We start from the raw sequence: 26671 nt of genomic DNA on the forward strand, positions 1-26671 counted from the left end.
CGGCCCTCAAGTGTGTTGCAAACGATGCTCGGCGGCGTGCGCAACGAGCGCGAGCGCGCCGCAGATCACGAAGTAGATCAGGCCGGCCGCCAGATACGCTTCGAGCGGCCGGTACGTGCTGGCCGCGATGTTCTGCGCGGTGCGCGTGAGTTCGGCCACGCCCACCACGGAGATCAGCGACGATGCCTTGGTCAGCAGCACCATTTCGTTGACGAGCGATGGCAGCGTCATCCTGAACGCCTGCGGCACCTGGATGCGCCGAAGCATGTCGAGCGGCGACAGGCCGAGCATGCGCGCCGCTTCCATCTGGCCCGGCGGAATGTTCAGAAAGCCGCCGCGCAATATCTCCGCGATATACGACGCGGAGCACAGCGACACCGCGCTGATCGCGGCCACGACGGGCGACACGTTGATGCCGACGAACGGCAGCAGGTAATAGACGAGCAGCAGTTGCACGAGCATCGGCACGCCGCGAAAGAAGAACACGTATGCGCCGCCGAGGCGTTGCGCGAGCGCGTTGGGCGACAGCCGCGCCGAGCACACGGCAATGCCGACGAAGAAGCCGATCACGAGACCCGTCAGCGAAATGCCGATGGTCGCGAGGGCCGCGTGCAGCAGCAGCGGAAGACCTTGAGCGAAAACGTGGATGCTGAACATGGCCCGATATGCGCGAGAGAGGACATGTGAGCAGCGCGCTGCCTGGGCGACGAGGCATGCGCGCCGCGCGGATCACGGCATCAGTAGTTGGGCGTCGGCATCGTGGTGGGCGCGTCCATCGCAACACCGAACCACTTCTTCTGCAGCGCCGCGAGGCGGCCGTCGTTGTGCATCTTGACGAGGGCGGCGTTGAACGCATCGGCGAGCGGCTTGCTGTCCGCGTCCTTGCGCAAGCAGTACGCGAAGTACACCTTCGCGCCGAATGGCGGCGTGACGACGGCGAACGTTTCGGGGCGCTGCTTCGCGACGTACGCAATGTTGGTCATCGAGTTCGCGACGGCGGCAATGCGGCCCGCCGCGAGATCGGCGTACGCCTGGTTGTTGTCGACGTATTCGCGCACTTCGGGTTGCTTGGGCAGCGTCGCGATATAGGCCTTCAGCTGATCGAGCTGCGCCGAGCCTTTGCCGGCGCCGACGGTCTTGCCGACGATATCCGACGACTGTTTGATGGATGTATCGTTGGCGCGCTTGAGCAGCGCATCGGTTGCATCGGCGACGGGCAGCGTGTACGTGTAACGTTCCATGCGCGCCTTCGTCACGGTGAGCGGTCCGCCCACCATGTCAAACTTGCCGGCTTCGAGACCGGGCAGCACGCTCGGCCACGGAAGATCGATGAAGCGCACCTTCACGCCGAGTTCCTTGCCGACTTCAGCGAACAGGTCCTTGTTGAAGCCGGCCTGCTGACCGTTCTCGAGAAAGTCGAACGGCGCGAACTGCATCTCCGTGCCGACGACGAGTTCGCCCGCTTTCTTGACCTTCGCGAGTTGGTCTTCCGCGTGTGCGCTGACGCTTGCAAGCGCTGCGCTGGCGCACCATGCGACGACCGCGAGACGACACTTCCAGCCTGCAAAGATACCCATTGATATTCTCCCGTTGGCAAAGCGGTGTCGCGCATGAAGGCGGCGCGCCAGTTATGCGAGGCAGTATATACCGCTGGTTTTGCGCGAAAAAAATAATCACATGCTGTCAAACCCTAATGCCGGGCGCGTCTCTTCGGCAGAAGAATGCATGCGGGTACAGCGCAACTTGCGATTGCGCTTTTGGCGGTATATACAACGTGAAACGCTCGCGAACCGGCGCACGGCAGTCGCCACACTCAAGTCGCAACTCGAACGAGGTGCAACCGGTTCGGACCGTCCAATCAAACTTCGTATGAAGAGGAGTCTCGCGATGCAGCCAGCTACTCGCATTCCGATCGTCGATCTGGCCGGCGTGCGTGCCGGCGACGGCAATGCGCTTGCGCGCGCGGGCCGTGAAATACGCGAGGCGTGCACGACGATCGGCTTCTTCTACATCGTCAATCACGGGGTGCCGCAAGCGGTCATCGATCGCGCTGAACAGGCGGCGCGCAAGTTCTTCGCGTTTCCTGTCGAGACCAAACGGCGTGCTGCCGTGAATCATCGGCATCGCGGCTTCAATGCGCTCGGCGATGCGACCATGTATCAGGCCAAGCGCCCCGACTATAAGGAGTTCTTCAGCATCGGACTCGAACTGCCCGAGGATGATCCCGATGTGCGCGCAGGGCAGGCCCTGCGCGGGCCAAACAACTGGCCCGATTTCATGCCCGAACTGCAGCCCGCGCTGTATGGCTACTACGAAGAGGTCGGCGCGTGCGGCGCGGATCTGCTGCGCGCGGTGGCGACGGGGCTCGGCGTCGGCGTCGATTTCTTTGCGTCGCGTTATACGAAGCGGATGCAGCGCACGCAGATGGTCTACTATCCGCCGCAGCCGCCGCAATCGGACGAAGAGCAGTTCGGCGTTGCGCCTCACACCGACTACGGCTGCATCACGCTGCTGTGGCAGGACCAGGTCGGCGGCCTGCAGGTGCGCGAAATCGCGAACGATACATGGATCGACGCGCCGCCCATCGAAGGCAGCTTCGTCGTCAATGTCGGCGATCTGCTCGCGCGCTGGACGAACGACCGCTTTCGCTCGACGCTGCATCGCGTGATCAACGCATCGGGCCGCGAGCGCTATTCGATTGCGACGTTCTACGATCCGACCTATACGTCGGCCGTCGATCCACGCGATCTCGGCACGCCGGCGCAAGAGAGCAAATACGAACCTGTCGCGGCGGGCGATTACATTCTGGGCCGCATCAACAGTTCGATGGGCTACCGGAAGAAGCTGGCCGCGACGCAAGAAACCCCGCAGGGAACCACATAAGGAGCCGCATGACAGCGATAGAACCGGGCGCGCTCGCGTCGACACTCGCCGCGTTGCGCGAAGCGTTGGGCGATGACGCCGTGCGTGTCGGCGATGCCATCGGCGAGCGTCAGATGACGGACTGGACGCGTCACGAACCGACACGTCCTGCGGCATGGCTATTGCCGCGTACGACGGAGCAGGTGGCGCGCGCATTGATGATCTGCAACGACGCGCGTCAGAGCGTGGTGCCGCAAGGCGGCATGACGGGGCTTGCAGGCGGCGCGATTGCGTGCGCGACGGATATCGCGTTGTCGCTGGATCGTCTTGCGGGTGTGGAGGAAATCGACAGCGCGGCGGCGACCATCACGGTGCGCGCGGGCACCACGCTTCAGGCCGCGCAAGAAGCGGCGGCGCAAGCCGGCTTCGAACTCGCGCTCGATCTCGGCGCCCGCGGCTCATGCCAGATCGGCGGCAATCTCGCGACGAACGCGGGCGGCAATCGCGTGATCCAGTCGGGCACGGCGCGCGACCAGGTGCTCGGGCTCGAAGTCGTGCTCGCCAACGGCACGGTGCTGAGTTCGCTGAACAAGATGGTGAAGAACAACACGGGCTATGACCTCAAGCACTGGTTCATCGGCTCGGAAGGCACGCTCGGCGTGATCACGCGCGCGGTGCTGAAACTGCAGCCGCAGCGTGGCTCGCGGCATACGGCACTCGTCGCGTTGAACGACTATGCGCAAGCCGTCAATCTGCTGCGCAGGCTGTCGCGGCGCTTCGGCAACGATATCGGCGCATTCGAGATCATGTGGCCGGATTTCTTCGACTTTGGCGTGAAGCTGACGGGCGCGCGCTCGCCGTTCGCCGACGCGCATCCGTTGTACGCGTTGATCGAGCACGCAAGCTTCGATGCCGATGACGATGGCTCGCACTTCGCCAACGCGCTGAACGAAGCACTCGACGAAGCCGTGATCCGCGACGCCGTGATCGCGCAGTCGATGGCGGACACGCGCGCGTTGTGGGCAATTCGCGAATGCACGGCGGAGTTTCCCGTCAAGCTGGACCCCATCAACTTCGACGTAAGCCTGCCCGTCGGCGAGATCGGCGCATTCGTCGAGCGCTGCCGTGTCGCGCTCGATCATGCGTGGCCGGGCAACGAATCGTACTTTTTCGGGCATATCGGCGATTCGAACCTGCATGTCACCGTCGATGGACGCTCTGTGCCCGGCGTCGATCATCGCGACGTGTACGCGCTCGTCTATCAGATGCTGGCGCCGTTGCGCGGCTCGGTGTCGGCGGAGCACGGCATCGGCTTGCTCAAGCGCGAATTTCTGCCCATCTCACGCTCGGATGAAGAGCTTGCCGTAATGAAAGCGATCAAGCATGCACTCGATCCGAACGGCATCCTGAATCCCGGCAAACTCTTCTGACGCGTGCGATTACCAACGTTCGTCACGCATGCCGCGGCATTCGCGACGAAACGACGGCTCGCTAATGCGCATCCAGATGCCTGACGATAGTCGGGAATACATCGAGCGCCGCGCGTTTGCCGAACACGCAGTCGATATGCCCGTAGCCTTCGATCACATGACGCTCGAAGTTGCCGGGACCGAAGCGTTCGACGAGCGTATCGAATGTCATCTGCGTGCTGATGGGGAGATAGCAGAGATTTTCCGACCCGTGAATGAACGCGATGGGCAGCTTCATGCCATCGAGGTTCGGCATATACACGTCGTCCCCCTTTGCATCGACGAGATGCCCCGCGCGCACCATCGCCGCCAGCTGATTGAACAACTCGACGTCGTGAACGCCGAATAGTTCGTGCAGGTTCGCGTGCAATTGCTCGTCGAGTTGCGCGTGTTCGTAGAGCAGGCCATACATGAACGTCGCGCGATGACACACGGGGCTGCTGCATGTCTCGTCGCGTTCGACGGGAAAAAACTTCAGCGCTTCGTCGAGCAGATTGTGCGGCCATTTTTCGTGGCGCGTGTACGCGGTCAGATCGCTGATGCCGAGATGCTGAAGAATCTGCGGCGTGTGCAAGCCCGCCTTGATCCGTTGCAAGAGACCCGGCACTGGATGCGCCGACACCTGCGACAGCACGACGGAGCGCGCGCCCTGCAGCCCCGACATCAGCGACATGCTGAGCGCCAGCGCACCGAGGCAATGGCCGACCGCCTGAATGCTTGCGGCGCCCGTCAGTTCGCGCACCTTCGCGACAGCGGCCGGAATGTCGTAGCGCGCGATGTCGTCGGCCGTGGTGCGCTCCATTGCGCTCGGCAGTTCGATGCTGACACGCAAGTCAACGAGCCACACGTCGTAGTGCGCGGCGCACAGGAACTCGACGAGATTCGTGCCGATCAGGTCCGTCGAAAAGATGCGGCTCGATACGCCCGAGCCGTGTATCAGCAGCACGGGGCCCTTGTCGCCGCCGTGATAACGCGCAAGCCGCAGCGTCTTGCCGTCTTGCGTATCGAAGTAGCTGATCTGCGGCGCGGGCGCGCGCAGTGCGCGGCGCACGCGCGGCGGCGCATCGTCGCTGAGATATTGCAGCGGCGCGGCGACGCCGCCGTACTCCGTGTACAGCACGCCTGCGAAAAAGCGGCCGAATCTGAGCGTCCACGCGAGGCGCGTTGCGAGATCGGGCGCGTTCGTCACTTCGATCGTGCGCTGCTGCTTGAGGAAGTTTTCCGGCGTGATGACGAGCGTCGCGTGGCCGATGACGGGTGCGTCGTCGGCGGCGGACGCGCGGATCGTCGCGTACAGCGTGTTGGTCTGCGTCCACAGTTCGAGCAGCGACGTGTGCGTGATGATTTTCTGACCCGTCAGATAAAAACGCTTGCCTTCTACCGTGTCGAGCGTCATGCGGTAGTTCATGTTGCGCCGCTCGACATTCGTTTCGTCGACGACGAACAGGTTGAAGATGCCATCGCTGACGGTCATCGGTTGCGACGAAAGGGCATTGCACGTCAGCGTGCCGATCATGCGCGCCTCGTGTTGCCGGTTCGCGAGCATGTCCGCGAGATCGTCGGAGACGACAGTCACGGTGAAGCTGATGGGCGTGCCTTCTGTCGCGTCATCCGTTTGACCGTCGGGCTTCGCGTCGCCGACGTGATAGGTGCCCTTCATGGTCTCGGTGAAGCGCAGGCCGATTCTGGGCGGCAGCGGCGGCGCCGTATTGCCTTGCGCGTCATAGTCGATCTTCCAGCCGCGCGAGCCGGCAAGCTGCGCGCAGTTGCGCTCGGCGAGCGCGGAGATCGTCAGCAGCGGATTCACGCCGAGCGACAGCGGCATGACGGCGCCGTCCATCACGTACAACCCGTCGTGCACGGCGTTGCCATCCGTACCCGAAAAAACGCGGCCCGCCTGATCGACGACACCGTGTGCCGCATCCTCGGCCATCGCGCAGCCGCCCAGCGGATGCACGGTCACGATGCGATTCTGGAACGCTTCCGTGGAAATCGGGTTGCGCACGTAGTCGCCGCCGAGCGCACTTGTCGCGTCGATCAGGGCCTTCTCGACGGTTGCGTAGACGGGCTGCTTGCCCGCGTTCGGCCAGCTCACGCGCGGGCGTCCGCTCTCGACGCTGATCTGTCCGCTCTCGTCGTCGTGCGCCATCACGAGCCAGGTCTGCGTGTTGCGCATCGCGCCGTGATACGGGCCGCGCAGGATGCTCTCGGCGATGCGCGCTTCGTCGGCGAGGGGCGGGTCGTCTTCCGGGTCCGGCATCGCAACGCCTTCGGCGGGCGCCGCGACACCGAGCACGCCCATCAGCGCGCCGCCGATCGGCGCGGCAATGGTGCCTTCCTCGATCACGAAGCCGTCTTTCACATTGGGCGTGTCGCGATGATCGATGATGCCCGCGATGCACGGCCCGACGGGCGGAATCTCGCCAGCGGGATGCGTGCCCCAGCCCACGCCGTTGATGACCTTGTCGGTGTTGAACGCGAACGCGAGCACATCGCCATTGCCTGTGAAGTGCTGGCCAAGCTGCTTCGATACGCTCAAGCCCGCCTGCTGCGAGCGCAGCAGGATCGCCGTCGAGCCGAGCGTGCCCGCCGACAGGATCACGATGTCGGCCGTCACGAACAGCTCGGGTGCGTCGTACAGTTCGCGCTTCAGATCGGCGGGCTGATAGCGCACGCACCAGACGCCGCGCGCCTCATCGCGCACCACGGAATGCACGGCGGCGCCCGTGAAAATCTGCGCGCCGTGGGCGACGGCGTCGGGCAGATAGTTCATGTGCGTCGAGTTCTTCGCGCCGTGATTGCAGCCGGAGTTGCAGTCGCCGCAGCCCTTGCAGCGGTTCTGGTCGACGCCCGCGGCGTTCTTGCCGTCCTTGAACGTCACGGTGATGGGCGGCCGGTAGAAGCGGTTGCTCATGCCGAGTTTTTTCGCCGACAGCGCGAGCGCGTCGAGCTTCGGCAGATCGGGAAAGTCGTCGGGGACGGGCGTCGCGCCGAGCATGGTTTTGGCGCGCGCATAGCAGCGCTCGAGATTCGCCTTGTCGCCGCGCACGGCGGCGGGCCAGCGCGGATCATCCCACAGGCGCGCGTCCGGTTCGAGCGCGACGTTTGCATTGATCAGCGATGTGCCGCCGAGTCCGCAGCCGACCACGACATTCACGTCGGGATTCACATGCACTTCGATCAGCGCGAGCGGCGAGCCGACCTGCGCGATGCCCGTGTTGTATTGCACCTGCGCGGCGCCTTCGAGCGGCGTCGCGGGAAAGTCGCCCGCCATGAATTCGCGGCCGCGTTCGAGCAGGCAGACGCTGCGATTCGCGCGGGCCATGCGGCTTGCCGCGATCGCGCCGCCATAGCCGGAGCCCACCACCAGCACCTCGTAATGGTCCTTCATCGCCGCAAGGGCACTCGACAAGCGGTTCATTCGACCACCTCTTTTATGGGCCAGGCGGGGGAACCCGGCGATGAAGACGGCTGGCGCGCGCAGTTTATTTATCCTGGACGCCGCGCAGCGAAATGCAAAGGGAAAACGCGCGTTTAGCCGCGGGATTCAAAAAATGCCTTGTTTTTAAGTGCAGAATGCGTTCGTGCGGACGGGTGCCTTCAGGCAGCGGTCGCGCGAACTGCACGCGGGATGAACTACGGATGCGACTTGCAAGCGGATTGGCAAGCAACCCAGACCAGCATCGTCGGAGCGGCGAGTGTCAAAGCCCAAGTGTCAGATGACGGAAGCGGCGGCGTTCACGCCGCTGCTTCGATCACGTCGTCGTTGTCGGGCGCCGTCGCCGATTCCGTCGCTTCCGCAGCCAGCAGGTTGAAGACGATGAGAATGGCCTCGCGGTTTTCAGCATCGATTTCAATGCCCAGCTCGTCGCGCAGCCATTGGCCGATCTTTGTGTTCGAAAACTGGCGCGCGTCGTCCGTCTTCTTCATGGTGACGCCGAGCTTGACGGCGCGATAGTGATAGGAGGGCACGCGATGCCGCGCGGCCACGGCCGACAGGCCGCCTTTTGCTTCGGAGCACCAGCCGAGACTGCCCGCAAGCACGATGCGTTCGGGTGCATCGAGCGATGCGATGAATGCGCGCGCAGCTTCGCGCACGCGGCGCTCGCTCAGGCCGTATTGCAGCAGCACGCTGTCGATGGGATCTTCGAGCGCCTGCGAGCGCAGGTCGATTTCCTGCATCATGCCTTCGTGCTCCATCGACACGTTGCGCTGATGGCTGGCGCTTCTCAGGCAGTCGATCAGATAGCGGCGAAAGTAGGCGCAGATCGCGTAGCTGTTGGACGGCGCGCTTTCCGGCGCGGCCTTCGATTCGACATGTCCGGGCGCAAGACGCAGCACCTTCGTATAGATGAACTGATGCACGAGCTCTTCCTTGTCTTCGCCGAGCGCGTGCAACTCGAGTGGGTGGTAGGTGCGCAACGCGCGTTTCACGAGGTCGTACATCGACATCATTTCGTGATCCGTGAGCTGCGTGCGGCGGCGCCACAACTCGGGAAGCACGGCCTCGTCGAAAGTGCGTGCGAAATCCTGGCTCGTAACTGCGCCCATGAAAGGCCTCCATCGGTTAAGGGCAAGCAGCGCGGTAAGGGCGGGGGAGTCCGCCAATGGAGCCTCGACAAACAGGCGTAAATCAGGTCCGGGAACTGCACCTTCAGAGGCTGTCGGCCGCGCTTGTGTGTTGAATCGATGAACCCAGTATGCTTTTTGCACGCGGCGCCGCCTATATGGATTAAGTCATAGCTGAAGGGTAAACCGCCGGCAGGACGGGTAAACTGTCTGTAGGCTGCGCCGGTGCGGATGCAATACGCGCAGGGCGCTGGATTTATTCCCGATCCGGTTCAATCGGCGCTGCCTCGACAAAAAATGAAACGACGGTGACCTCGCAAATGTCCGGTGCTGCGGGCGCGGCCGGGCGCATTTCCACCATGGAGACCGCACGATGCGGGACGATCCCATCCAGCGCGCGATCGACGAAGATCTCGTGCGTGTGCTGTACGCGCAAGATCCGATCGCCTTCTTCACGCACTGGTTTTCGATTGCGGTGCTGGTCGCGATCTACTGGAATAACATCCCGCATCCGCATCTTTTCGCTGCCTGCTTCATCTTCTATGGCTTCGCGAATTGCGCGAGCCTCGCACCGTGGATGTGCAAGCGGCGCTGGCCCGAGGCCGTATCGGCGCGCGCGTGGATCAACCTGCACGCCGTGCGTGGCGCGCTGCTCTACAGCGCGCCGGGGCTGGCCATCTGGTTCGCGTTTCAGAGCCCGCACACGGACTTGCCTATCCTGCACACGGTGATGCTCGTCACGCTCGCAGCGGGCGTGTTCATGTCGAACGGCTTCGACGTAGTCAACTTCGCCACGGCGATTCCGTTCCTGCTGCTGCCCGCGATCGTGCTGCACTTCGGCACGCACACGTTCGACCGCACCATCCTCGCCATCGTCCTCGCGTTCTTCTTCTGCGCAATCAACGTCTACGCGCTCAGTTATCGCAAGCTGTTCCAGCGCGTCGTGCAGGCGCGCGTCGACCAGCAGGCGCTGGCGGAATCGCTCGCCGCGCAGAAGCTCGTCGCCGAAGAAGCCAGCCTCGCGAAGACCCGCTTCTTCGCCGCCGCGAGCCACGATCTGCGTCAGCCGCTGCATGCGATCGGGCTGCTCGCGGCGTCGCTGAACGACTCGACGGCGACGTCCGCGCAGCACGTGAAGACGGCCAATCACATCGCGAACAACGTCGAGGCGCTGAACCAGCTGTTCAACCAGGTACTCGATCTGGCGCGGCTCGAAAGCGGCGTCACGCAGGTGATCAGGCTGCATTTCCGGCTCTCCGAGCTGTTCGACCGCGTCGGCAACCAGTACTGGCCGCAGGCGGCGGCGAAAGGGCTCGCGCTGCGCATCGCGCCGACGGATGCCGTGATCCACGATGATCCCGTGCTGCTCGAGCGCATCCTGAGCAATCTGCTGTCGAATGCCGTGCGCTACACGGAGAGCGGTGCGATCTGGATGGGCTACCGTCACGCCGGGCGGCGCGAAGGCGGCTATATCGAAGTGCGCGATTCGGGCATCGGCATTCCGACGTCCGAGCAGGCGCGCATCTTCGAGGAGTTCTATCAGGTCGCCAACCCGCAGCGCGACGCGCGGCAGGGACACGGACTCGGGCTGCCGACCGTCAAGCGGCTCGTCGAGATGCTGGGCGGCACGCTCCAATTGCGCTCGGCGCCGGGACGCGGCTCGGTGTTTCGTTTTCCCGTGCAGGCGGGCGATCCCGCGCGGATCGTCGCGGGCCTCGACGATTCGGCTGCGAGCGGCGCGGCGGCGCTCGGACGCCACGTGCTGTGCATCGACGACGAACCGGCCATCCTGGAAGGCGTGCAGAGCCTGCTCGGGCGCTGGGGCTGCGTCGTGCGCGGCGTGCGCGACGAGCGCCAGGCGCTCGCCGCCATCGACGAGGGCTTCATGCCCGACGCCGTGCTATGCGACTACCAGCTGACCCACCACCGGACGGGCGCGCAGGCGCTCGGCGCCGTGCGCGACGCGCTGCGGCGGCGCGGGCGCGAGCGCGTCGTGACGCTGCTGATTACGGGCGACATGGCGTCGGTGGAACTGGAGGCGCTCGCGCTGCAGGGCATTCCCGTGCTGCACAAGCCCGTGACGCCTGCGAGGCTGCGCCGCACGCTGGAGATGCTGTGGCAGCAGCCGTCGATGGAAACGGTCCCCGCAACCGCCGCTGAATCTGCCTCTGAAACGGCCGCGTGCGGCGGCAAGCGCCCGCCAGAAACGATGCCGTTGCCCGTCACGTCGCGCGGTTGAGCGTCGCGATGGTCCGACGTTCGCAAACGCGTTCCCCGTTTTTCCTTCACGCAAATAAGTGAATCGCGAACGCGTGATGCCAGCTCGCGTTCGCTGTGCGTGCTCGTCCCCTCGCGACTTGCGCCCCGCCCCCGTCTTTTTGAGAAGTGTCTGATCGACGGTCGCCGGGTCTGGCTGATGAAATAAGCGCTTTCGCGATAACGGCGCCTTCGGGCTCCGACATTGCGCGGCGATGGGCAGGTGTCTCGTTCATCGCCTCATTCGCTGCCCGCAGCGAAACTCCAGTCAACCTTCGCGTCCCGTTCGATTGCCGCACCAGCGAGCCGACGCGTCACGCAAATCAAAGAGGTAGAGAAGTGAACGGTCATCCTTCCGACAAGCTCGTCGGCGGCGTGCTGCTCGGCGCGCTCGTGACAGCGGTTTTTGTCATCGGCTTGCTATATCTGGGCATTCCCGCCGAGCATCACGCGAACCTGGCAATGCGGCTCGGTTTGCCCGTGGCAGTGTCATGCGCGCTGCTGTTTCCGCTGCCCGTGCTGCATCGCACGGTGTGGCGCGAGCGCCGGAGCCGGTTCGTGCTCGACGAGGACCTCAACGCGATGCTGCTGGGCCGCGCGATCGGCGTGATCGGCGGCGTGGCGCTCGGGGTCACGCTGGCGACCGAGCTGCTGTAAGTCCACTGCGGCTGCGCAACGGGCCGCGTCACCCGCGAAAAAAGGCGGCACGTCGTGCCGCCTTTTTCATTCGATAGGCTGCTCAGGTCAGAGCGTCTTTCCCGCTTCGAGCCAGCCGTTGATCACGGCGATCGCGGTCGCGCGATTGTGCACGCCGAGCGCGCGGAAAATCACCGAGAGATGAACCTTGATCGTGCCTTCGGCCACGCCGAGATCGCGCGCGATCATCTTGTTGGTCCAGCCGCGATGCACGAGCCGCATGATTTCCTGCTGACGCGGCGACAGGTTCTCCAGCAGATGCTGCTGATGCGGCTGCAGCGACTCGACGCGAACGACGGGCTCCGCTTCCGGCGGCGCGGCTGTCGTCTGGGCGCAGGCGGATGCGGTGCTCGCCGCCGTCGACCGGTCCGATGCCGCGGCCGTCGCGGCTTCGCGATTGCCGAGCAGGCTCAGCGCTTCCATCGGCACGTACGCGCCGCCCGACAGCACCAGTTCGATCGCCTTGAGCATCACGCTCGCCGGCTGCCGCTTCGGCACGAAACCGAGCGCGCCCGCTGCGAGCACGGCGCGCATCTCGTCGGGCGACTCTTCCGCCGACAGCACGACGACGGGCAGCGCGGGATTCGCCTTCAGCAGCGCGTGCAGCGAGGAGGCGCCCGTCATGCCGGGCATGTGCAGGTCGACGATGGCGAGATCGTGGTTCGCGTCGGGACGGGCGGCGGCGGCCAGCGTTTCCCAACTGTCGGCCTCGTCGAAGATGGCATCGGGATCGAGTCCGCGAAGCAGACCTTTGACGCCCTGGCGGATCAGTTCATGATCGTCGGCTACTAGAAACTTCATGATGTCTCGCTATCGTGCGGCCCTGCCGGTATTGTGCCCATGTTGTCGGTCGGGACGGGGCGGGCGCCGCGCTCCCGAAGCGCGTCGTCCGTCCGCAAGGCCGCGCCGCGGCACGGCGTGAACGCCTGCTGCGCGTCGCAACCCGTTGCACTCCCTGCGGCCCGTCAAGCGACGGGCCGTCCATGCAGCAACAGCTTGTTCTGCTTCCTTCGCCGCGATCATATGCCTGATCGTCGGACCCGTCATGCGCGCGGCGGTTCGCTCGCGCCGCCGTAAGACGGGCGCGCGTGTTCGTGCTCGCTGCTTGATAGCTGCTGTTCGCGCCGTCCGTCCGGAATGCGACGGGATTGGTGCGACCTGATCCGTGGTCTGGTCTCGCTCGCGCTGCCGCTGCGGCTTTGCCGGACAATCCGGCAAAGCCGTCGCGGATGGCGCGTGTGGCTCCCTCGGTTCTTGCGGCACTGCATCCGTGGCCGGACGAGGCGTCGGTGTCGCGGCCTGCTACGAAGACGAGCTTTGCGGAAGGATTTTGAAGGCGGGCAGGCAGGCGGCGTAAGCCCGTGCGGTGGGTTATGCGCGGGTTTCCGCATTAATCATGCGCCGGTGATGCGCGGCGACTGCGCCGGGTTGCCTTAACCCGAAGCAGGCGGGCGCGCGAGCGGTTTTTCAGCGCGCCGCGTCCGCCCGCGACGCTCAGGTAATCGCGAACAGCGTCACGTTCATCAGTGCCTTGAACGCATACCCGACGATCATCGCGCCGCCCACCCCGCCGCACCATAGCGCGATGAACCAGAGCCAGCCGGGCAGGCGCGTGCGTGGCAGGCGGGCGGGCTTAGTGGTAGTGGACGTCGCCATGGCGCACCTTGCCGCGGAAAACCCAGTAACCCAAGGTCGTATAGCCGATGATGATCGGGATGATGACGGCCGCGCCGACGAGCGTGAACATCTGGCTCGAGCGCGGCGCGGCCGCTTCCCAGAGCGTGAGGCTCGACGGGATGGCGTACGGCCACAAGCTCACCAGCAGCCCGAGATAGCCGAGCAGCACCAGGCCGAGCGCCATCATGAACGGCGTGTTGTGATGCCGGTCGCGCACGGCGCGTCGCATGAAGTACGCACAGATCGCGACGAGGAACGGCACGGGCACGAGCCGCCAGAAGAGGCCTGCGTCGAACCAGCGTTGCGCGATGTCGGGTTCCTGCAGCGGCGTCCACAGGCTCACCACGACGATGAAGCCGAGCAGCACGATCGTCAGCGGCCAGACGACGCGATGCAGCCGCCGCTGCAGGTCGCCTTCCGTCTTCGCGACGAGCCAGCAGCAGCCGAGCAGCGCATAGGTGACGACGAGCCCGAGGCCCGTGAGCAGCGAGAACGGCGTGAGCCAGCCGAACGCATCGCCCGTGAAGCGGCCGTCCGTGACGGGAATGCCTTGCAGGAACGCGCCGAGCGCGACGCCCTGAAAGAAGGCGGCGCCCGTCGAGCCGCCGATGAACGCCAGATCCCACAGATGCTTCGTGCGATTCGCCTTCGCGCGGATTTCGAACGATACGCCGCGGAAAATCAGACACGCCAGCATGAAGACGAGGGGCAGATACAGCGCCGACAACACCGTCGAGTAGACGACGGGAAACGCCGCGAACAGCCCCGCGCCGCCGAGCACGAGCCACGTCTCGTTGCCGTCCCAGACGGGCGCAACGGTGTTCATCATCAGGTCGCGCTCTTTTTCTTCGGGGAAGAACGGAAACACGATGCCGATGCCCAGATCGAAGCCGTCCAGCACGACGTACATGAAAAGGCCCAGTGCGATGATCGCGGCCCAGACTACGGTCACATCCATTTTTTGTCTCGCGGGTTTCGAAGGGAAATCAGGCGTCGATCAGCCGATCGGCGGCGAAAGCGGGCGGCGCATCCGGGACGCCGTCCGGCGTGCGGCCGGGCAGCGCAGGACCGGTGCGCATCAGCTTGAACATGTAGTAGATGCCCGTGCCGAACACGAGGAAGTAGATGACGACGAACGCCATCAGCGAGATGCCCACCTGCTGCGCGGACAGCGGCGACACGGCTTCGACGGTGCGCTTCACGCCGTACACGACCCACGGCTGGCGGCCCACTTCCGTCGTCACCCAGCCGGCCAGCAGCGAGATGAAGCCCGTCGGGCCCATCGCAATCGCGATGCGCTGGAACCACTTCGCTTCATACAGCTTGCCGTGGCGGCGCAGCGCCCACGCGGCGAGCGCAAACGCGATCATCGCGACGCCGAGACCCGCCATCACGCGGAAGCTCCAGAACACGACCGTCGAGTTCGGGCGGTCTTCTTTCGGGAAGCTCTTCAGGCCGCGAATTTCGCCGTCCCAGCTATGCGTGAGGATCAGGCTGCCGAGGTGCGGAATCGACACGGCGTACTTCGTCGTTTCGGCCTGCATGTCTGGAATGCCGAACAGGTTCAGCGCGGTGCCGCCTTTTTCGGTGTCCCACAGGCCTTCGATTGCCGCGATTTTGGCGGGCTGGTATTCGCGCGTGTTGAGTCCATGTGCATCGCCGACGAAGGCTTGCACGGGCGCGAGGATCAGCAGCATCCACAGCGCCATCGAGAACATCTTCTTGACGGCGTTGTCGCGCCGGCCCTTGAGCAGATGCCATGCGCCGACGGCCGCGACCACGAGCGCCGTGACGATGAACGCGGCAATCGCCATATGCGCGAGACGGTACGGAAACGACGGATTGAAGATGATCTTGAACCAGTCGACGGGGACGACGCGGTTGTCGACGATATCGAAGCCTTGCGGCGTTTGCATCCAGCTATTGGAGGCGAGAATCCAGAACGTCGAGATCAGCGTGCCGATCGCGACCATCAGCGTCGCGCCGAAGTGCGCGCGCGGACTCACGCGCTGCCAGCCGAACAGCATGATGCCGAGAAAGCCCGCTTCGAGGAAGAACGCCGTCATCACTTCGTACATCAGCAGCGGACCCGTGACGGGACCGGCGAACGACGAGAAGCCTGCCCAGTTGGTGCCGAACTCGTAGCTCATCACGACGCCCGACACGACGCCCATGCCGAAGGCCACGGCGAATATCTTCGACCAGAACAGGCACAGGGCTTTGTAGTAGGCCTTACCGGTTTTCAGCCAGCGCCATTCGAGCACGGCGATGAAGCTCGCGAGTCCAATGCTCAGCGCGGGAAAGACAATGTGAAACGAGACCGTAAACGCGAACTGCATGCGCGCGAGGTCGAAGGCGGAGATTGCGGTGTTCATGTGTCCGAATCCGAAAAAAGGACGCGGCGCGTGAACGGGTTTCGATGTGCGCTGCGTCGTGCAGATGACGGCAAGCGTAGGGGATTGCGGGAGATTTTGCTGCGATGCGCGCTGTGGCGATATGGCGCAGCCGCGCGGCGCGGTTGCGCCGCATTATCGAGATAACTGGTTGATGTGGATCAGGTTTTTTGTTCGTCGTTGGCGGCGGCGGATGCGTGGGCAGACGGGAAATCTGCGGCAATCCACCGCGTCGCAGCATGGGACCTGTGACGGTCGCGCGACGGCTGGCGAAGCGTCAATCAATGCGAGTGGGGTGTGAGCGTTGGGGCGGTTGCGGCTGGGTGTCGCACGGGAAACGGGTGGCATCGCGCTTCAACGGCGCTCGCATCAAGCGCCGCGCAGTCACCCGCCATCGCGCGAAGCCTTACGGCGCATCGCTCCACAACCGGCCCCCCGTCGCCCAGTTCTCCCGTTTCACATCGATCAGCACGATATCGACGGAATTCGGTTCGACGTTCAGCGACTCACAGGTCGCCTTGGTGATCGCTTCGACGAACTGGCGTTTCTGCTCGACAGTGCGGCCTTCGAACAGTTCGATGTGGAAAGTAGGCATATCCGTGTCCTCCGAAATGAGTTGAAGCATTGAAAAAAGTCAGTCGCGGAAAGACGCGTCGAGGCGATCGAGCTTGCGCAGCAGCGCGGGCCACTCGATCGCACCTTCGATGGCGCCGCCGTCATCAAGCTGCTCGGCCGTGCGTTCGGCAACCGCCTCCGAAGGCAGCACCAGCGCGCCGCCGCCTGCTTGCGCCTGGAGCTGGATCTCGCACGCCTTGATCAGCGTCGCCATCAGCACGTACGCCTCGGCGACAGTGCGGCCCGCCGTCAGCGTGCCGTGATTGCGCAACAGCATGGCAGGCTTGCTGCCGAGATCGGCAACGAGCCGCTCAGCCTCGGCGGGCGTGAACGCGAGACCCTCATACTCGTGATACGCAAGATAGCCGTGAAAGCGCAGCGCATGCTGGGAGCCCGGCAACAGGCCGTCCTTTTGCAGCGACACCGCGATGCCCGCCGTGTTGTGCAGATGCATGACGCAGAACGCATCGGCGCGCGCCGCGTGCACGGCGGCATGCAGCGCGAAGCCCGTCGCGTTCACGGGATGCTCGCTTTCGCCGATGATGTTGCCGTCGATGTCGATCTTCACGAGATTCGACGCGCGGACCTCGTCGAATGACAGGCCGAATGGATTGATCAGGAAATGGCCGGGCTCGTCGGGCACGCTTGCCGAAATATGGGTGTAGACGAGATCGTCCCAACCGTTGAGCGCCGCAAGCCGGTAGGCAGCCGCGAGATCGACGCGCGTGCGCCGTTCCGCGTCCGACATCGGCTTCGACTGTGCAACGCGGCCCGCAGGCGTGTGGGCGAACGACATGACGTCTCCTTACTCTGATCTCTTGCACGGTTATTGCCCAAAAGCGCTCTTGCCCGACAGCCGCTAGCGCTCGGGCGACACGGCGCGGCCTGCTGCATGTCGATCCACGTCGGACGCGCGCACGTGCTGTGCGACACGAACCGGTATCTCCTTGTGGGTTGCGTGTTCGCGGCGCGTATCGCGCGCGAGCACGCGTACCGTCCACGTTGCAAGCACGAACGGCGCGCTCAGCGCGGGCACGCCGTACATCGACGCGGCCTGCTGCAGCGCGACCGCGATGCCGACGCCCATCAGCGCCGCCGGCGCGCCGCAATCGGCAAGCGCCAGCGCGGCGAGCGCACCATTGAATCCTAGCAGGCCCGCGTCGAGCGCTGCGTAATCGGCGCAAACGAGCCAGAGTGAGGACGTCGCGAGCGCTGCGCCCGCGAGCGCGAACAGCGCCGAGCGCCGCGACGACCACGCGATGCCGCCCAGTATCAGCGCGCCCGCCAGCGCGCCGCCTGCAAACGAGGTCTGCGCGAGGCCCGCGAACATGCCGCGCATCAGCGCGAGCCACGCGAACGTGTCGGTCGCGGCGGCATGGGCAGACGCCGGATGGACGAGTGGCAGCCATGTCCATGTAACGAGCAGGCATGGGCTCGAATAGACGCCCAGACCGTACGAACGGAGCAGCCGCGCCCACGGACCGAGCAGCCACGCGACGGCCGTCGCGGCGAGTATTGCGACGGCGATGGCAGTGCTGTCTTCGGCGATGAAGGTGAATGCGGCGAGCGACGCCAGCGCGCCGTTGAAGCCGTGCAATCCGTCGCGCGTATCGGCGGCATCATAGCCGCGCAACAGCGCACCGATGTTCGCTGCAATCGCGCCCGTCAGCGCCGCGCACGCGAGGCGCGGGTCGCAGACGAGCCACGCGGCGAGGATGCATGCGCCCGTCGCCGCGCTGGGCTGCAGGACGATCTGGCCGAAGCTGCGCAGCAGCGTGCGCAGCGCATCGAGCGGTTCTTGATGGGACGGGGCGGACATCGCAAGGTATCGGTTCAGCTGACGCGGCGAACGCGCGAGCGGGCCGCGCAACGTGGAATGCGCGCGGCCGGTGCGGTTTCGAAGCGGACGAATCGCGAGCATAGGGCAGGCGCAACCCGAACGGCATGCGCATGCGCTGATAGCGGCTATTTGCGGCGCGGCGGTGGCTGCCGTTGTGGCGATAAGCTGTGGCTACAGCGCGGCCTCCGGCGGCGCTTTGCCCCATGTCGAAACGACAAAGCCGGCAAAATAGACGCGTCGCGATACGATCGCAAGCCCGTCGCTCGCCGCGCAACCGGTCGCGCTACGATGTGGTCCAGCGTTTGCACGGACAGGTGTCGGCGTGCCAGTCCACGCGTTTCGCAAATATCACACGAAGGAGACGGATTCATGCGTGAAATCCGATGGACCCCGCAAGAAGGCGAAGGCGTCGAGCATCTCGCGTTCGACGCGCGCGACGACGGCTTTTATGCCGAAAGCGTGTTGGTCGGCGAACGCGACGGGCGCGCATATGGCCTCGCGTACCGCGTCAAATGCGACCGGCAGTGGCGCACCGTGCACGCGTGGCTGAAAGTGATGGGCGGCCCGGAACTGGATCTGCATGGCGACGGCGAAGGCAACTGGCGCGATGGTCACGGGCTCGTGCTCACGTCGCTCGCCGGCTGCATCGATATCGACATTGCCGCGACGCCTTATACGAACACGCTGCCCATCCGTCGTCTGCAACTGGCGAAGGGCGCGCGCGAACCGATCGGCGTCGTCTTCATCTCGACGCCCGATTTGCAGGTTTCGCGCGTCGAGCAGGCGTACACGTGTATCGAGCCGGACATCGAGTATCGCTACGAAGGCATCGATACGGGCTTTGCCGCCGAGTTGAAGGTCGACGGCGACGGACTGGTCATCGACTATCCGACGATGTTCACACGCACGTTGCCGCTCGCCTGAAACGACGCGTCGCGACGGCGCTTGCCGTCGCTCATTCGTCGTTCATTCGTCGCTCAGTTGCCGCTCATTCGCCGCCAGTGTTCGCCGCGGCCGGCAACACTTCGCTGCCTGCGCCTAGCGCGCGCTGCATCACCGTCGAATCGAGCCAGCGGCCGTGCTTGAAGCCGACTGCCTTGAGCGTGCCGACCAGTTCGAATCCCGCCTGACGATGCAGCGACAGCGAGCCGCCACGCCCGCCGTCCGCGATCACGGCGATCATCTGACGCCACGGCCCCTGTTCGCAGCGTTCGATCAGCGCCGCGAGCAGCGCGCGGCCGACGCCGCGTCCACGGCATGCATCGTCGATGTAGATCGAGTCCTCGATCGTGTAGCGATACGCGACGCGTGGCCGGTACAGCGTTGCATAGGCATACCCGGCAACCTTGCCGTCGACCTCCGCGACGATATACGGCAGGCCGTGCGACAGCACAGCGGCGCGGCGCTTCTTCAGTTCGTCGGCGCAAGGCGGCGTCTCTTCGAACGAAGCGACGCCCGTCAGCACGTGATGCGCGTAGATGGCCTGGATGGCGGCGAAGTCGTGGTCGGTGGCGTCGCGGATGACGGGCGCGGCGGCCGGGGAGGTCTCGCTCATTGTGTCGGCGTGCGGAATCGAAGCTGGAAACCTCTCACTATGCCTGCGGCGCGCGCGGAAATGAAGCCGGTCAAAAATGGCGGCGCGCGCAACGGTAAGTGTTTCAGGCGCCTGGTGGCATCCGTTTGCGGGCGTCGTTGCGGGGCTCGCACTCGCGCGACCAGCCGAGCGCAGGCCGCAGACGGATCGGTACAATTCGACCGAATGTCGCCGAACGCGCGGCAATGCGGGCTGGCCCGCATCGAGCGCCGCGCACTGCGCATGCGTTTTCCATGCGTCGCCTGATTGCAGGAGCCACCATGTCGACCGCTTCGTACGCTCACAAGCCGCTGACGCCGTTTCGCCGCGCGCTCGCGCGCTTTTCGCTATCGGAAAACGCCAAGTACGTGAAGCTCGCGCTGGGGCTGTGGATCGGCTTCTCGATTCCCTATAACCTGGGCTATCCGGAAGCGGCCGTCGCGCTCGCCAGTTCGACCATGCTGACGCTCGCGCTAGGCAGCTCGATTTCAGCCGCGCGCGGGTATTTCTATCGACGGGTGATGTCGAACGTCGTGGCGATGCCGATTGCGACGCTGGTGATCTGGGTCACCGCGCCGCATCTGTGGCTCGGTACGCTGCTGCTGCCGCTCGTGATCTTCGCGATCGTGCGGCTCAAGCCTTCGCTGTTCCAGATGACGAGCGTCACGATTCCAATGACACTCGTGCTCTACACGGGCGAGCATTTGCCGCTGCTCGAACAGCGCCTGATCGGCGTGGTGCTGGGCATGCTGCTCGGCTTCATCATCCAGCAGATTGCGTTTCCGCCCGATCACGGTTTCTGGGCCAACACGCTCGTCAACGACGGCAACGAGCAGGCCGTGCAGGCGCTTGAGCATCTCGCCGCCGGCCAGCACGATCTGACGCAGCTCAAAGCGATCACCGACAAGCTGCGAAAGTCGAGCACCGATCTGAAGGAAGCACATGGCCTGCTGAAGCTCGATTTGCAGCAGGCGTGGATGTCGCCGCATCTGCAGCGCAATCGCGACCGGCTGCCGCTGTTCTGGTGTTATCACGAACTGTTCGACTCGCTCGTCAATTTTCTGGAGACGCTCTGCACGTTCCACGACCAGTTCGCCGCGCTCGATCCAAAGTGGCGCGCGGCATTTCTCGCGGGTCTCGCGAAGCTGCTCGACGCGCATCGGAAGCTCGCACTCGTCGCGGACCTGCGCGTCGAACGGCCCGCGCTCACCGAGAAGCCGCTGCAGATGGACGCGTTGCGCGAAGTCGTCGACACGCTGCCTGCGCCGGGCGTGTTCACGAGCGTCTACCTCGGGCATCTCGCGGGTTACGGCATGCTGCTGTGCCGGCTGAGCGATATGCATACGTCGCACATCGCCAGCGGGCAGCCGGCGGCGCTCGCGTGACGGCGCGCGCAATGCGAAGAGGTGTTCTACAACCACTCGCTGTCGCGGCGCTGCCGGCGCAATGATCCGTCGATTAACATGCGGGCTCGTTTGCCGGCAGCGTGTGTTGCCGGCGCTGCCGATATGGGTCTTGCGATGAATCTGCTGCTGCGTCTTTTCCTCACTGTGATGTTCAGTCCGTGTCGCGGACGTCTGCATGTGCTCGATCGCTGCGTCACGCCGTTTCGCGTGTGGCCGAACGATCTCGACGTGCTGCGGCATATGACGAACAGCCGCTATTTCGCGATCCTCGATCTGGCGCGCGTCGACCTGATGGTGCGCTCGCGCATGTGGCGTCAACTGAACAGGCTCGGCTGGTATCCCGTCGTCACGCTGGAGACGATGCGCTTTCATCGCTCGCTGGAGCTGTGGGACCGCTATGTCGTGGCGACGCGCGTGATCGGCTGGGACGAGAAACATGTGTTCATCGAACAGGGTTTCGAACGCGACGGCATGCAGGTCGCGTTGGGCGTCGTGCGGGCGAGGTTTCTGAAGCGCAGCGGCGGCACCGTGCCGACCAGCGAACTGCTCGCGCTGGCGGGCGTGGCGCACGGCTCGCCTGCGCTGCCTGAATGGATCGTGCAGTGGAGCAACGCGGAAGGTGGAATGGAGGTGGCCGCTGCGCGAGGATGACGCAGTGAGTCCGCGCCCGTCTGCAAAGCAGACGCGCGCAATACGACCCTAAGCCTTGCTTCATATCGCGTGACGCAAAAGCCAACGCCACGGCGCGAAGGCCGTGGCGTTGGATGACGATGCTCGCGTCAGCGCGCCGTCATTTGCCGCACAACAGCAGCAGCCGTTCCTGATCGGAGCAGGGGCGCTTGGCGGGCTTCGGCTGCGCCGGGGCGGTCGTCGCGGTGGTGGCGGCGGGCGTCGGCATCGACGCGCGGTGCGCAATGCACGAGCGCAGGTGTCGCTCGATGGGCGGATAGTATTGCCAGCCTTTCGTGAGCGGCGGCAGTTCGAGCTTCACCTGCTTCCACTTCGGATGGCCTTTTTCCTGCAGCACGTCGAAGTTCTCGCACAGCGAGTCGGCGAACCGGTTCAGGTTGCTGACCGTGTCGCGCAGGCCGTAATCGTAAGTGACGAGAAACGCCTTCACGGTGAGCGTCGGGACGTCATCCTTCAGCCAGTTCGGATAGCTGCCCTGACGAATCGTCGCCGGAAAATACGTTTCCTTCGCACGCGCCGTTTCGGGCGCACTTGGGTCGAGGCGCAAGATGCGGATTTGCGCGAGCAGATCGGGGTTCATGTCGGTGAAAAGCTTGGCCGGCTGTCCAGCGACGATCACGGCCACGTCGATTTTCTTCACCACCAGCGCGGCGATCGCGTCTTCGTTGCTGAGGCTCTGCGTGTTCTGCTCGGTGATCGGCTGGTTGAACATCAGGCGGTACAGCGTCGTCGCCGATTGCGCCGTGCCGCTGCCAATCGGACCGATGCTGATGACCTTGTCCTTGATCTCGTTGATGGTTTTCATCGGCGAGTCGTTGCGTACGACGAAGTAGATCTCTTCGTTGTACAGCGGCATGATGAGACGCAATGGGCGGATCGTCGTGCCCGCGTCGGCGTTGCCCGAATTGGCCATGTCGAGGTACGCCTGATACACATCCGACTGCACGAGCGCGAGCTTCACGCCGGGCTCGAAACGCATGCGCTGCACGTTCTCGGCGGAGCCCTTGGACGGCATTACTTCGAGGTCGATGCCAGCAGGCTGCGCGACGTATTTCGCGAGGTCGGCGCCGATCTGGATATACGTGCCGCGCTCCTGTCCCGTCACGATCTTGTAGTGCGCGTTGACCCCGGCCGCCACGGCCAGCGACGCGATCAACAAGGCCACGAGTCCCGCCAATCCCGTCGATATTGTTTTGAGCATGGTCTACCTACCTTGTCTATGTTGAAACAGCATGCGCCAACGGCTGACGCGCATGTTCCGTTACATCAGGCTTGCAATGCGTTGTTGTGTTGCTGCGTGTTTTCGATTGCGTGACGTGCTCTACGGTTTGTTCGCGGTGCTGCCCGACGGCGCCTGCTTCCAGCCCGATTCGCGGATCGCGCGCAATCTGCGCGTCGAGGGCGCTGACGGCGCTCGCTGCGTGAGGGACGGCAGGCGCCGACGCAGCCATGCCAGGCGGCTGCGGCGCAGTCGCGGGCGCGGTGCTCGCGCTTGTGTTGGCGGGTGCATTCGCGGCGGTGTTCGCGTTCGCGTTGCCTGTCAGCGGTTTCCAGCCCGTCGACAGGATCACGCGTTCGAGCAGCGCCTGCGCGTCGGTGCTGCTGACGTCGAGCGCGAGCGCTTGCGATGCGCGCTCACGCACGCAGCCCCACAACTTGTCCTTCGCGCAGGTATTGGCCGCGCCGAGCGCGATATCCCGCTTGTTCTCGCGATCCTTGAGATCGCTTTGCATCTGCACGGCGTCGGTGTTGTTCGGATCGACGGACAGCGCATCGGACAACGCCGACTTCGCTTCGGCGAGATTGCTCTGCGCAAGACTTGCGTGCGCTGCGCGCAACGCATCGGGCACATCACGGTAGTGACGAACGACGGGCGGCCTTGGCGCGGCGATCGACGTGGGCGGCGTCTTCGCGGGCGGGACGTTGGTGACGTTCGAGGTTGGCACGTTGTGCGTGGCGGGCGGCGTGTATGGCGAAATTGAGCCGCCCGAGGTGCTCGCGCTGTTCGTCGGCTCGTCGCTGTTCGTGTCCTGCTTGCGGTTGTCGCCGAGCAGCAGATAACCCGCATAGCCGAGTGCCGCCACGAACAGCAGCAGCACTACGCCTTTCGTGAAGATCCAGCGGCCGGCTGATTGCCAGAGCGGTTGCGGCGCATCGAGCGGGGGAACAGGCAGGTCGGACGAAGCGAGCGGCGGTACGCTCGCGCCAGCGACGGCCAGTTCGCCGGAAGCGGGCGGCGTCGTCTCGACAGCGCGCAGTTGCGCGCCTGCGCGCTTGCGCGGGGTTCGCTCAAGGGGATGATCTGCGCCGCAATACGGGCAGAAATCGACATGCTGGTACAGCACGCCGCCACACCGTGTGCACGGCGTTGGGAAGCCCTGGGCAGGTGATGTTTCAGCAGACATGCTTAACCCCAACCAGTTGTATGCGATGCCGTTTCGGCATGCTCAGGATCGAAGTGAAGCAAACGTCGTAGTTGGCGGTACTCGCGATCCACATGCGCTGGGTAGCGGCCCGCCCAGTCGTTTCGCTACGGGGCCGCTGTCTGTGCAATATGGTTTCTTTCGCCCGTCGCGTCAATCGACGTTGTCACCTACATACGTATCGGCCTGCAAATACAGTAGGAAAACGATCGCTTATCAGGGTTTTCGCATAGACGTGAATACAACGTGCGCACGCGTCAATTGATCATAGGAAAGGCGCATTCAAATAGAAAGGCCGACACGCTTAAACGCGGCCGGCCTTCAATGCCAATCTTCCCGTTCACATGCTGCACGCATTGAGTGCGGAGTGCGTATCGATGCGCGAGGATTGGCTAGTGTTTGTCCGAAATGTTCTCTGCGATTGCGCTAGGCAATGACCGTTTTTACTGCTTTCGCAGCGGGTGATCTCTCAACATCCATGCAAGCACGAATGCGAGCACGACCACGCACGCCGCGACGATATACACCGTATGCAGCGCGCCTGCGAATGCCTGCAGATAATCGTCGCGCAGCACGTTCGGCAGATGATGGATGGCAGCGGGGCCGAGTGCGTGCGGCAATTCGGTATCGGGCGGAATCAGCGCCTGCAGGCGTGTGCTCAGACCATTCGAAAAGATGGCGCCGAACGCCGCCACGCCCACCGAGCCGCCGATCGAACGGAACAGCGTCGCGCCCGACGTCGCCGTGCCGAGATGCCTGAACGGCACGGCATTCTGCACGGCGAGAATCAGCACCTGCATGACCATGCCGAGACCGCAGCCGAGCACGCCCATGTACGCATACATCACATGGACTGGCGTATCGAGCTTGAGCGTGGTGAGCAGCACCATCGCGACGCCGACGAGAAACGTGCCCATGATCGGGAACATCCTGTACTTGCCGATCTTGCTGATGATGCGGCCCGTGACGATCGACATCAGCAGCACGCCGCCCATCATCGGCAGCATTTGCATGCCGGCTTGCGACGGTGTCGAATTCTTTACGACCTGCAGGTACATCGGCAGGAACGTCACCGAGCCGAACAGCGATACGCCGACGATAAAACCGATCGCGCTCGACAGCAGGAAGGTGCGGTCGCGGAACAGTTCGAGCGGCATGATCGGCTCGACGGCGAGACGCTCTTCATAGATGAAGCCGCCGATGCAGATGAACGCCAGCACGAGCGTGCACCACAGCTGCGGCGAGTTCCACGGCAACACGGTACCGCCCTGGCTCGTGAACAGGATCACGCAGGTGAGGGCGCCCGCGAGAAACGCCGCGCCCATGTAGTCGATGGTGTGCTTCACATGCGCGACGCGCGGTTTGAACACGGCGCCGATCACCAGCAGCGCGACGATACCGAGCGGCACGTTGATGTAGAAAATCCAGCGCCACGACAGATGGTCGACGAGAAAGCCGCCCATCATCGGACCGATCACGGTGGCAAGGCCGAATACGCCGCCGAACACGCCCTGATAGCGGCCGCGTTCGGCGGGCGGAATCACGTCGCCGATGGCGGCCATCGTGATGACGAGCAGGCCGCCGCCGCCGAGACCTTGCAGCGCGCGCAGCAGAATCAGCTGCGTCATGTTCTGCGCGACCCCGCATAGCGCCGAGCCGATCAGGAACAGCACGATCGCCGTCTGCAAGACCACCTTGCGGCCGAACAGGTCGCCAAACTTACCGTACAGCGGCACGACGATCGTCGACGTCAGCAGATATGCCGTGACGACCCACGACAGGCTGTCGAGCCCGCCGAGTTCACCGACGATGGTGGGCAGCGCCGTCGACACGATGGTCTGGTCGAGCGCCGCGAGCAGCATGACCAGCAGCAGCGCCGGAAACAGCACGCGCAGCGACGGGCGCTCTGCGCCAATGGGCGCTGCGCCAGCGGGGCCGGACTGGACTTCCGCCTGGGCTTGCGCCCGGACTTCCACTTGGGCTTCCATTGCTTTCAAGCAGCCTTGAAATTAATTAACATGCAGATTAATATATGCGATATCCGATCACTCGTCAAATTGATGGTCATGGCAAAGAAATTTGGCGGCAGGCGGCAGGGGGAGCAAAAGTAGAAGCAGAAGCGGGGACGCAGCATGCGGGCAGGCGTCGGTGTGGAGGCGCGCGCCGTTCAGGCGCTGCAGACGCCCGCGGCGCGCGCCCGGG

At 64.4% G+C, this 26671-nt stretch carries 22 protein-coding genes; 7 read left to right on the forward strand and 15 right to left on the reverse strand.

Annotated elements, in window-relative coordinates:
* Positions 1-6: 6 nt before the first annotated feature.
* Positions 7-657, reverse strand: a complete 651-nt coding sequence (locus tag H3V53_RS31455; RefSeq protein WP_336601166.1) for an amino acid ABC transporter permease — start codon at positions 655-657, stop codon at positions 7-9.
* 80 nt (positions 658-737) lie between these two features.
* The gene (locus tag H3V53_RS31460; protein WP_054926427.1) at positions 738-1577 is read right to left on the reverse strand and encodes a transporter substrate-binding domain-containing protein; all 840 of its coding nucleotides are present in this window, start codon (positions 1575-1577) and stop codon (positions 738-740) included.
* A gap of 310 nt (positions 1578-1887) precedes the next feature.
* Here H3V53_RS31460 and H3V53_RS31465 point away from each other — a divergent pair, with 310 nt between their 5' ends.
* Positions 1888-2883, forward strand: a complete 996-nt coding sequence (locus H3V53_RS31465; RefSeq protein WP_336601167.1) for an isopenicillin N synthase family dioxygenase — start codon at positions 1888-1890, stop codon at positions 2881-2883.
* An 8-nt stretch (positions 2884-2891) separates the two neighbouring features.
* The gene (locus tag H3V53_RS31470; protein WP_336601168.1) at positions 2892-4292 is read left to right on the forward strand and encodes an FAD-binding oxidoreductase; all 1401 of its coding nucleotides are present in this window, start codon (positions 2892-2894) and stop codon (positions 4290-4292) included.
* Positions 4293-4353: 61 nt separating this feature from the next.
* On the opposite strand, the gene H3V53_RS31475 is transcribed toward H3V53_RS31470, so the two are convergent.
* Together H3V53_RS31475 and H3V53_RS31480 are read right to left on the reverse strand one after the other, a co-directional pair.
* Positions 4354-7752, reverse strand: coding sequence for an alpha/beta fold hydrolase (locus tag H3V53_RS31475; RefSeq protein WP_336601169.1), 3399 nt, complete (start codon positions 7750-7752; stop codon positions 4354-4356).
* A gap of 317 nt (positions 7753-8069) precedes the next feature.
* Positions 8070-8882, reverse strand: a complete 813-nt coding sequence (locus H3V53_RS31480) for a hypothetical protein (protein ID WP_336601170.1) — start codon at positions 8880-8882, stop codon at positions 8070-8072.
* Between the two features lie 391 nt (positions 8883-9273).
* Here H3V53_RS31480 and H3V53_RS31485 point away from each other — a divergent pair, with 391 nt between their 5' ends.
* Complete coding sequence (locus tag H3V53_RS31485; protein ID WP_336601171.1) at positions 9274-11139, forward strand: ATP-binding response regulator; 1866 nt, start codon at positions 9274-9276, stop codon at positions 11137-11139.
* 356 nt (positions 11140-11495) lie between these two features.
* On the forward strand, positions 11496-11813 hold the full coding sequence (locus H3V53_RS31490; RefSeq protein ID WP_336601172.1) for a hypothetical protein: 318 nt from the start codon (positions 11496-11498) through the stop codon (positions 11811-11813).
* Between the two features lie 87 nt (positions 11814-11900).
* Here the strand turns inward: H3V53_RS31490 and H3V53_RS31495 are convergent, their stop codons facing one another.
* The 7 genes from H3V53_RS31495 to H3V53_RS31525 all read right to left on the reverse strand — a co-directional run bounded on the left by H3V53_RS31495 (position 11901) and on the right by H3V53_RS31525 (position 18356).
* Entirely contained in the window at positions 11901-12653 is a 753-nt protein-coding gene (locus tag H3V53_RS31495; RefSeq protein WP_336601173.1) for a response regulator transcription factor, read from the reverse strand.
* 693 nt (positions 12654-13346) lie between these two features.
* Positions 13347-13508 carry a hypothetical protein gene (locus tag H3V53_RS31500; protein ID WP_336601174.1) on the reverse strand — a complete coding sequence of 54 codons (162 nt, stop codon included), beginning with the start codon at positions 13506-13508 and terminating at the stop codon, positions 13347-13349.
* Positions 13486-14487 carry a cytochrome d ubiquinol oxidase subunit II gene (gene cydB, locus H3V53_RS31505; protein WP_336601175.1) on the reverse strand — a complete coding sequence of 334 codons (1002 nt, stop codon included), beginning with the start codon at positions 14485-14487 and terminating at the stop codon, positions 13486-13488. Before cydB ends, H3V53_RS31500 begins: the two co-directional genes overlap by 23 nt.
* Before the next feature lie 28 nt (positions 14488-14515).
* Entirely contained in the window at positions 14516-15904 is a 1389-nt protein-coding gene (locus tag H3V53_RS31510; protein WP_419539597.1) for a cytochrome ubiquinol oxidase subunit I, read from the reverse strand.
* 424 nt (positions 15905-16328) lie between these two features.
* Positions 16329-16547 carry a 4-oxalocrotonate tautomerase gene (locus tag H3V53_RS31515; RefSeq protein ID WP_473766668.1) on the reverse strand — a complete coding sequence of 73 codons (219 nt, stop codon included), beginning with the start codon at positions 16545-16547 and terminating at the stop codon, positions 16329-16331.
* 9 nt (positions 16548-16556) lie between these two features.
* Positions 16557-17333, reverse strand: a complete 777-nt coding sequence (locus tag H3V53_RS31520; protein WP_336601176.1) for a class II aldolase/adducin family protein — start codon at positions 17331-17333, stop codon at positions 16557-16559.
* A 63-nt stretch (positions 17334-17396) separates the two neighbouring features.
* On the reverse strand, positions 17397-18356 hold the full coding sequence (locus H3V53_RS31525) for an urea transporter (protein WP_336601177.1): 960 nt from the start codon (positions 18354-18356) through the stop codon (positions 17397-17399).
* Between the two features lie 390 nt (positions 18357-18746).
* Here H3V53_RS31525 and H3V53_RS31530 point away from each other — a divergent pair, with 390 nt between their 5' ends.
* A complete protein-coding gene (locus H3V53_RS31530; protein WP_336601178.1) occupies positions 18747-19301 on the forward strand; it encodes a putative glycolipid-binding domain-containing protein in 555 nt (184 codons plus the stop codon).
* Between the two features lie 64 nt (positions 19302-19365).
* Here H3V53_RS31530 and H3V53_RS31535 read toward each other — a convergent pair whose 3' ends face one another.
* The gene (locus tag H3V53_RS31535) at positions 19366-19932 is read right to left on the reverse strand and encodes a GNAT family N-acetyltransferase (protein WP_336601179.1); all 567 of its coding nucleotides are present in this window, start codon (positions 19930-19932) and stop codon (positions 19366-19368) included.
* Between the two features lie 299 nt (positions 19933-20231).
* Here H3V53_RS31535 and H3V53_RS31540 point away from each other — a divergent pair, with 299 nt between their 5' ends.
* Positions 20232-21335: an aromatic acid exporter family protein gene (locus H3V53_RS31540; RefSeq protein ID WP_336601180.1), complete on the forward strand. Its 1104-nt coding sequence runs from the start codon at positions 20232-20234 to the stop codon at positions 21333-21335.
* A gap of 135 nt (positions 21336-21470) precedes the next feature.
* Positions 21471-22007 carry a thioesterase family protein gene (locus H3V53_RS31545; protein WP_336601181.1) on the forward strand — a complete coding sequence of 179 codons (537 nt, stop codon included), beginning with the start codon at positions 21471-21473 and terminating at the stop codon, positions 22005-22007.
* A 139-nt stretch (positions 22008-22146) separates the two neighbouring features.
* Here the strand turns inward: H3V53_RS31545 and H3V53_RS31550 are convergent, their stop codons facing one another.
* From H3V53_RS31550 to H3V53_RS31560, 3 genes are all read right to left on the reverse strand, one after another.
* Positions 22147-23247, reverse strand: a complete 1101-nt coding sequence (locus H3V53_RS31550; RefSeq protein WP_336601182.1) for a TAXI family TRAP transporter solute-binding subunit — start codon at positions 23245-23247, stop codon at positions 22147-22149.
* Positions 23248-23263: 16 nt separating this feature from the next.
* A complete protein-coding gene (locus H3V53_RS31555) occupies positions 23264-24391 on the reverse strand; it encodes a zinc ribbon domain-containing protein (RefSeq protein ID WP_336601183.1) in 1128 nt (375 codons plus the stop codon).
* A gap of 521 nt (positions 24392-24912) precedes the next feature.
* Positions 24913-26457 (reverse strand): MDR family MFS transporter, encoded by a 1545-nt coding sequence (locus tag H3V53_RS31560; protein WP_336601184.1) that lies wholly within the window; start codon positions 26455-26457, stop codon positions 24913-24915.
* Between the last annotated feature and the right edge of the window lie 214 nt (positions 26458-26671).

It is taken from the genome of Paraburkholderia bengalensis (genome assembly GCF_037126505.1).
Taxonomy (GTDB): Bacteria; Pseudomonadota; Gammaproteobacteria; order Burkholderiales; family Burkholderiaceae; genus Paraburkholderia; species Paraburkholderia bengalensis.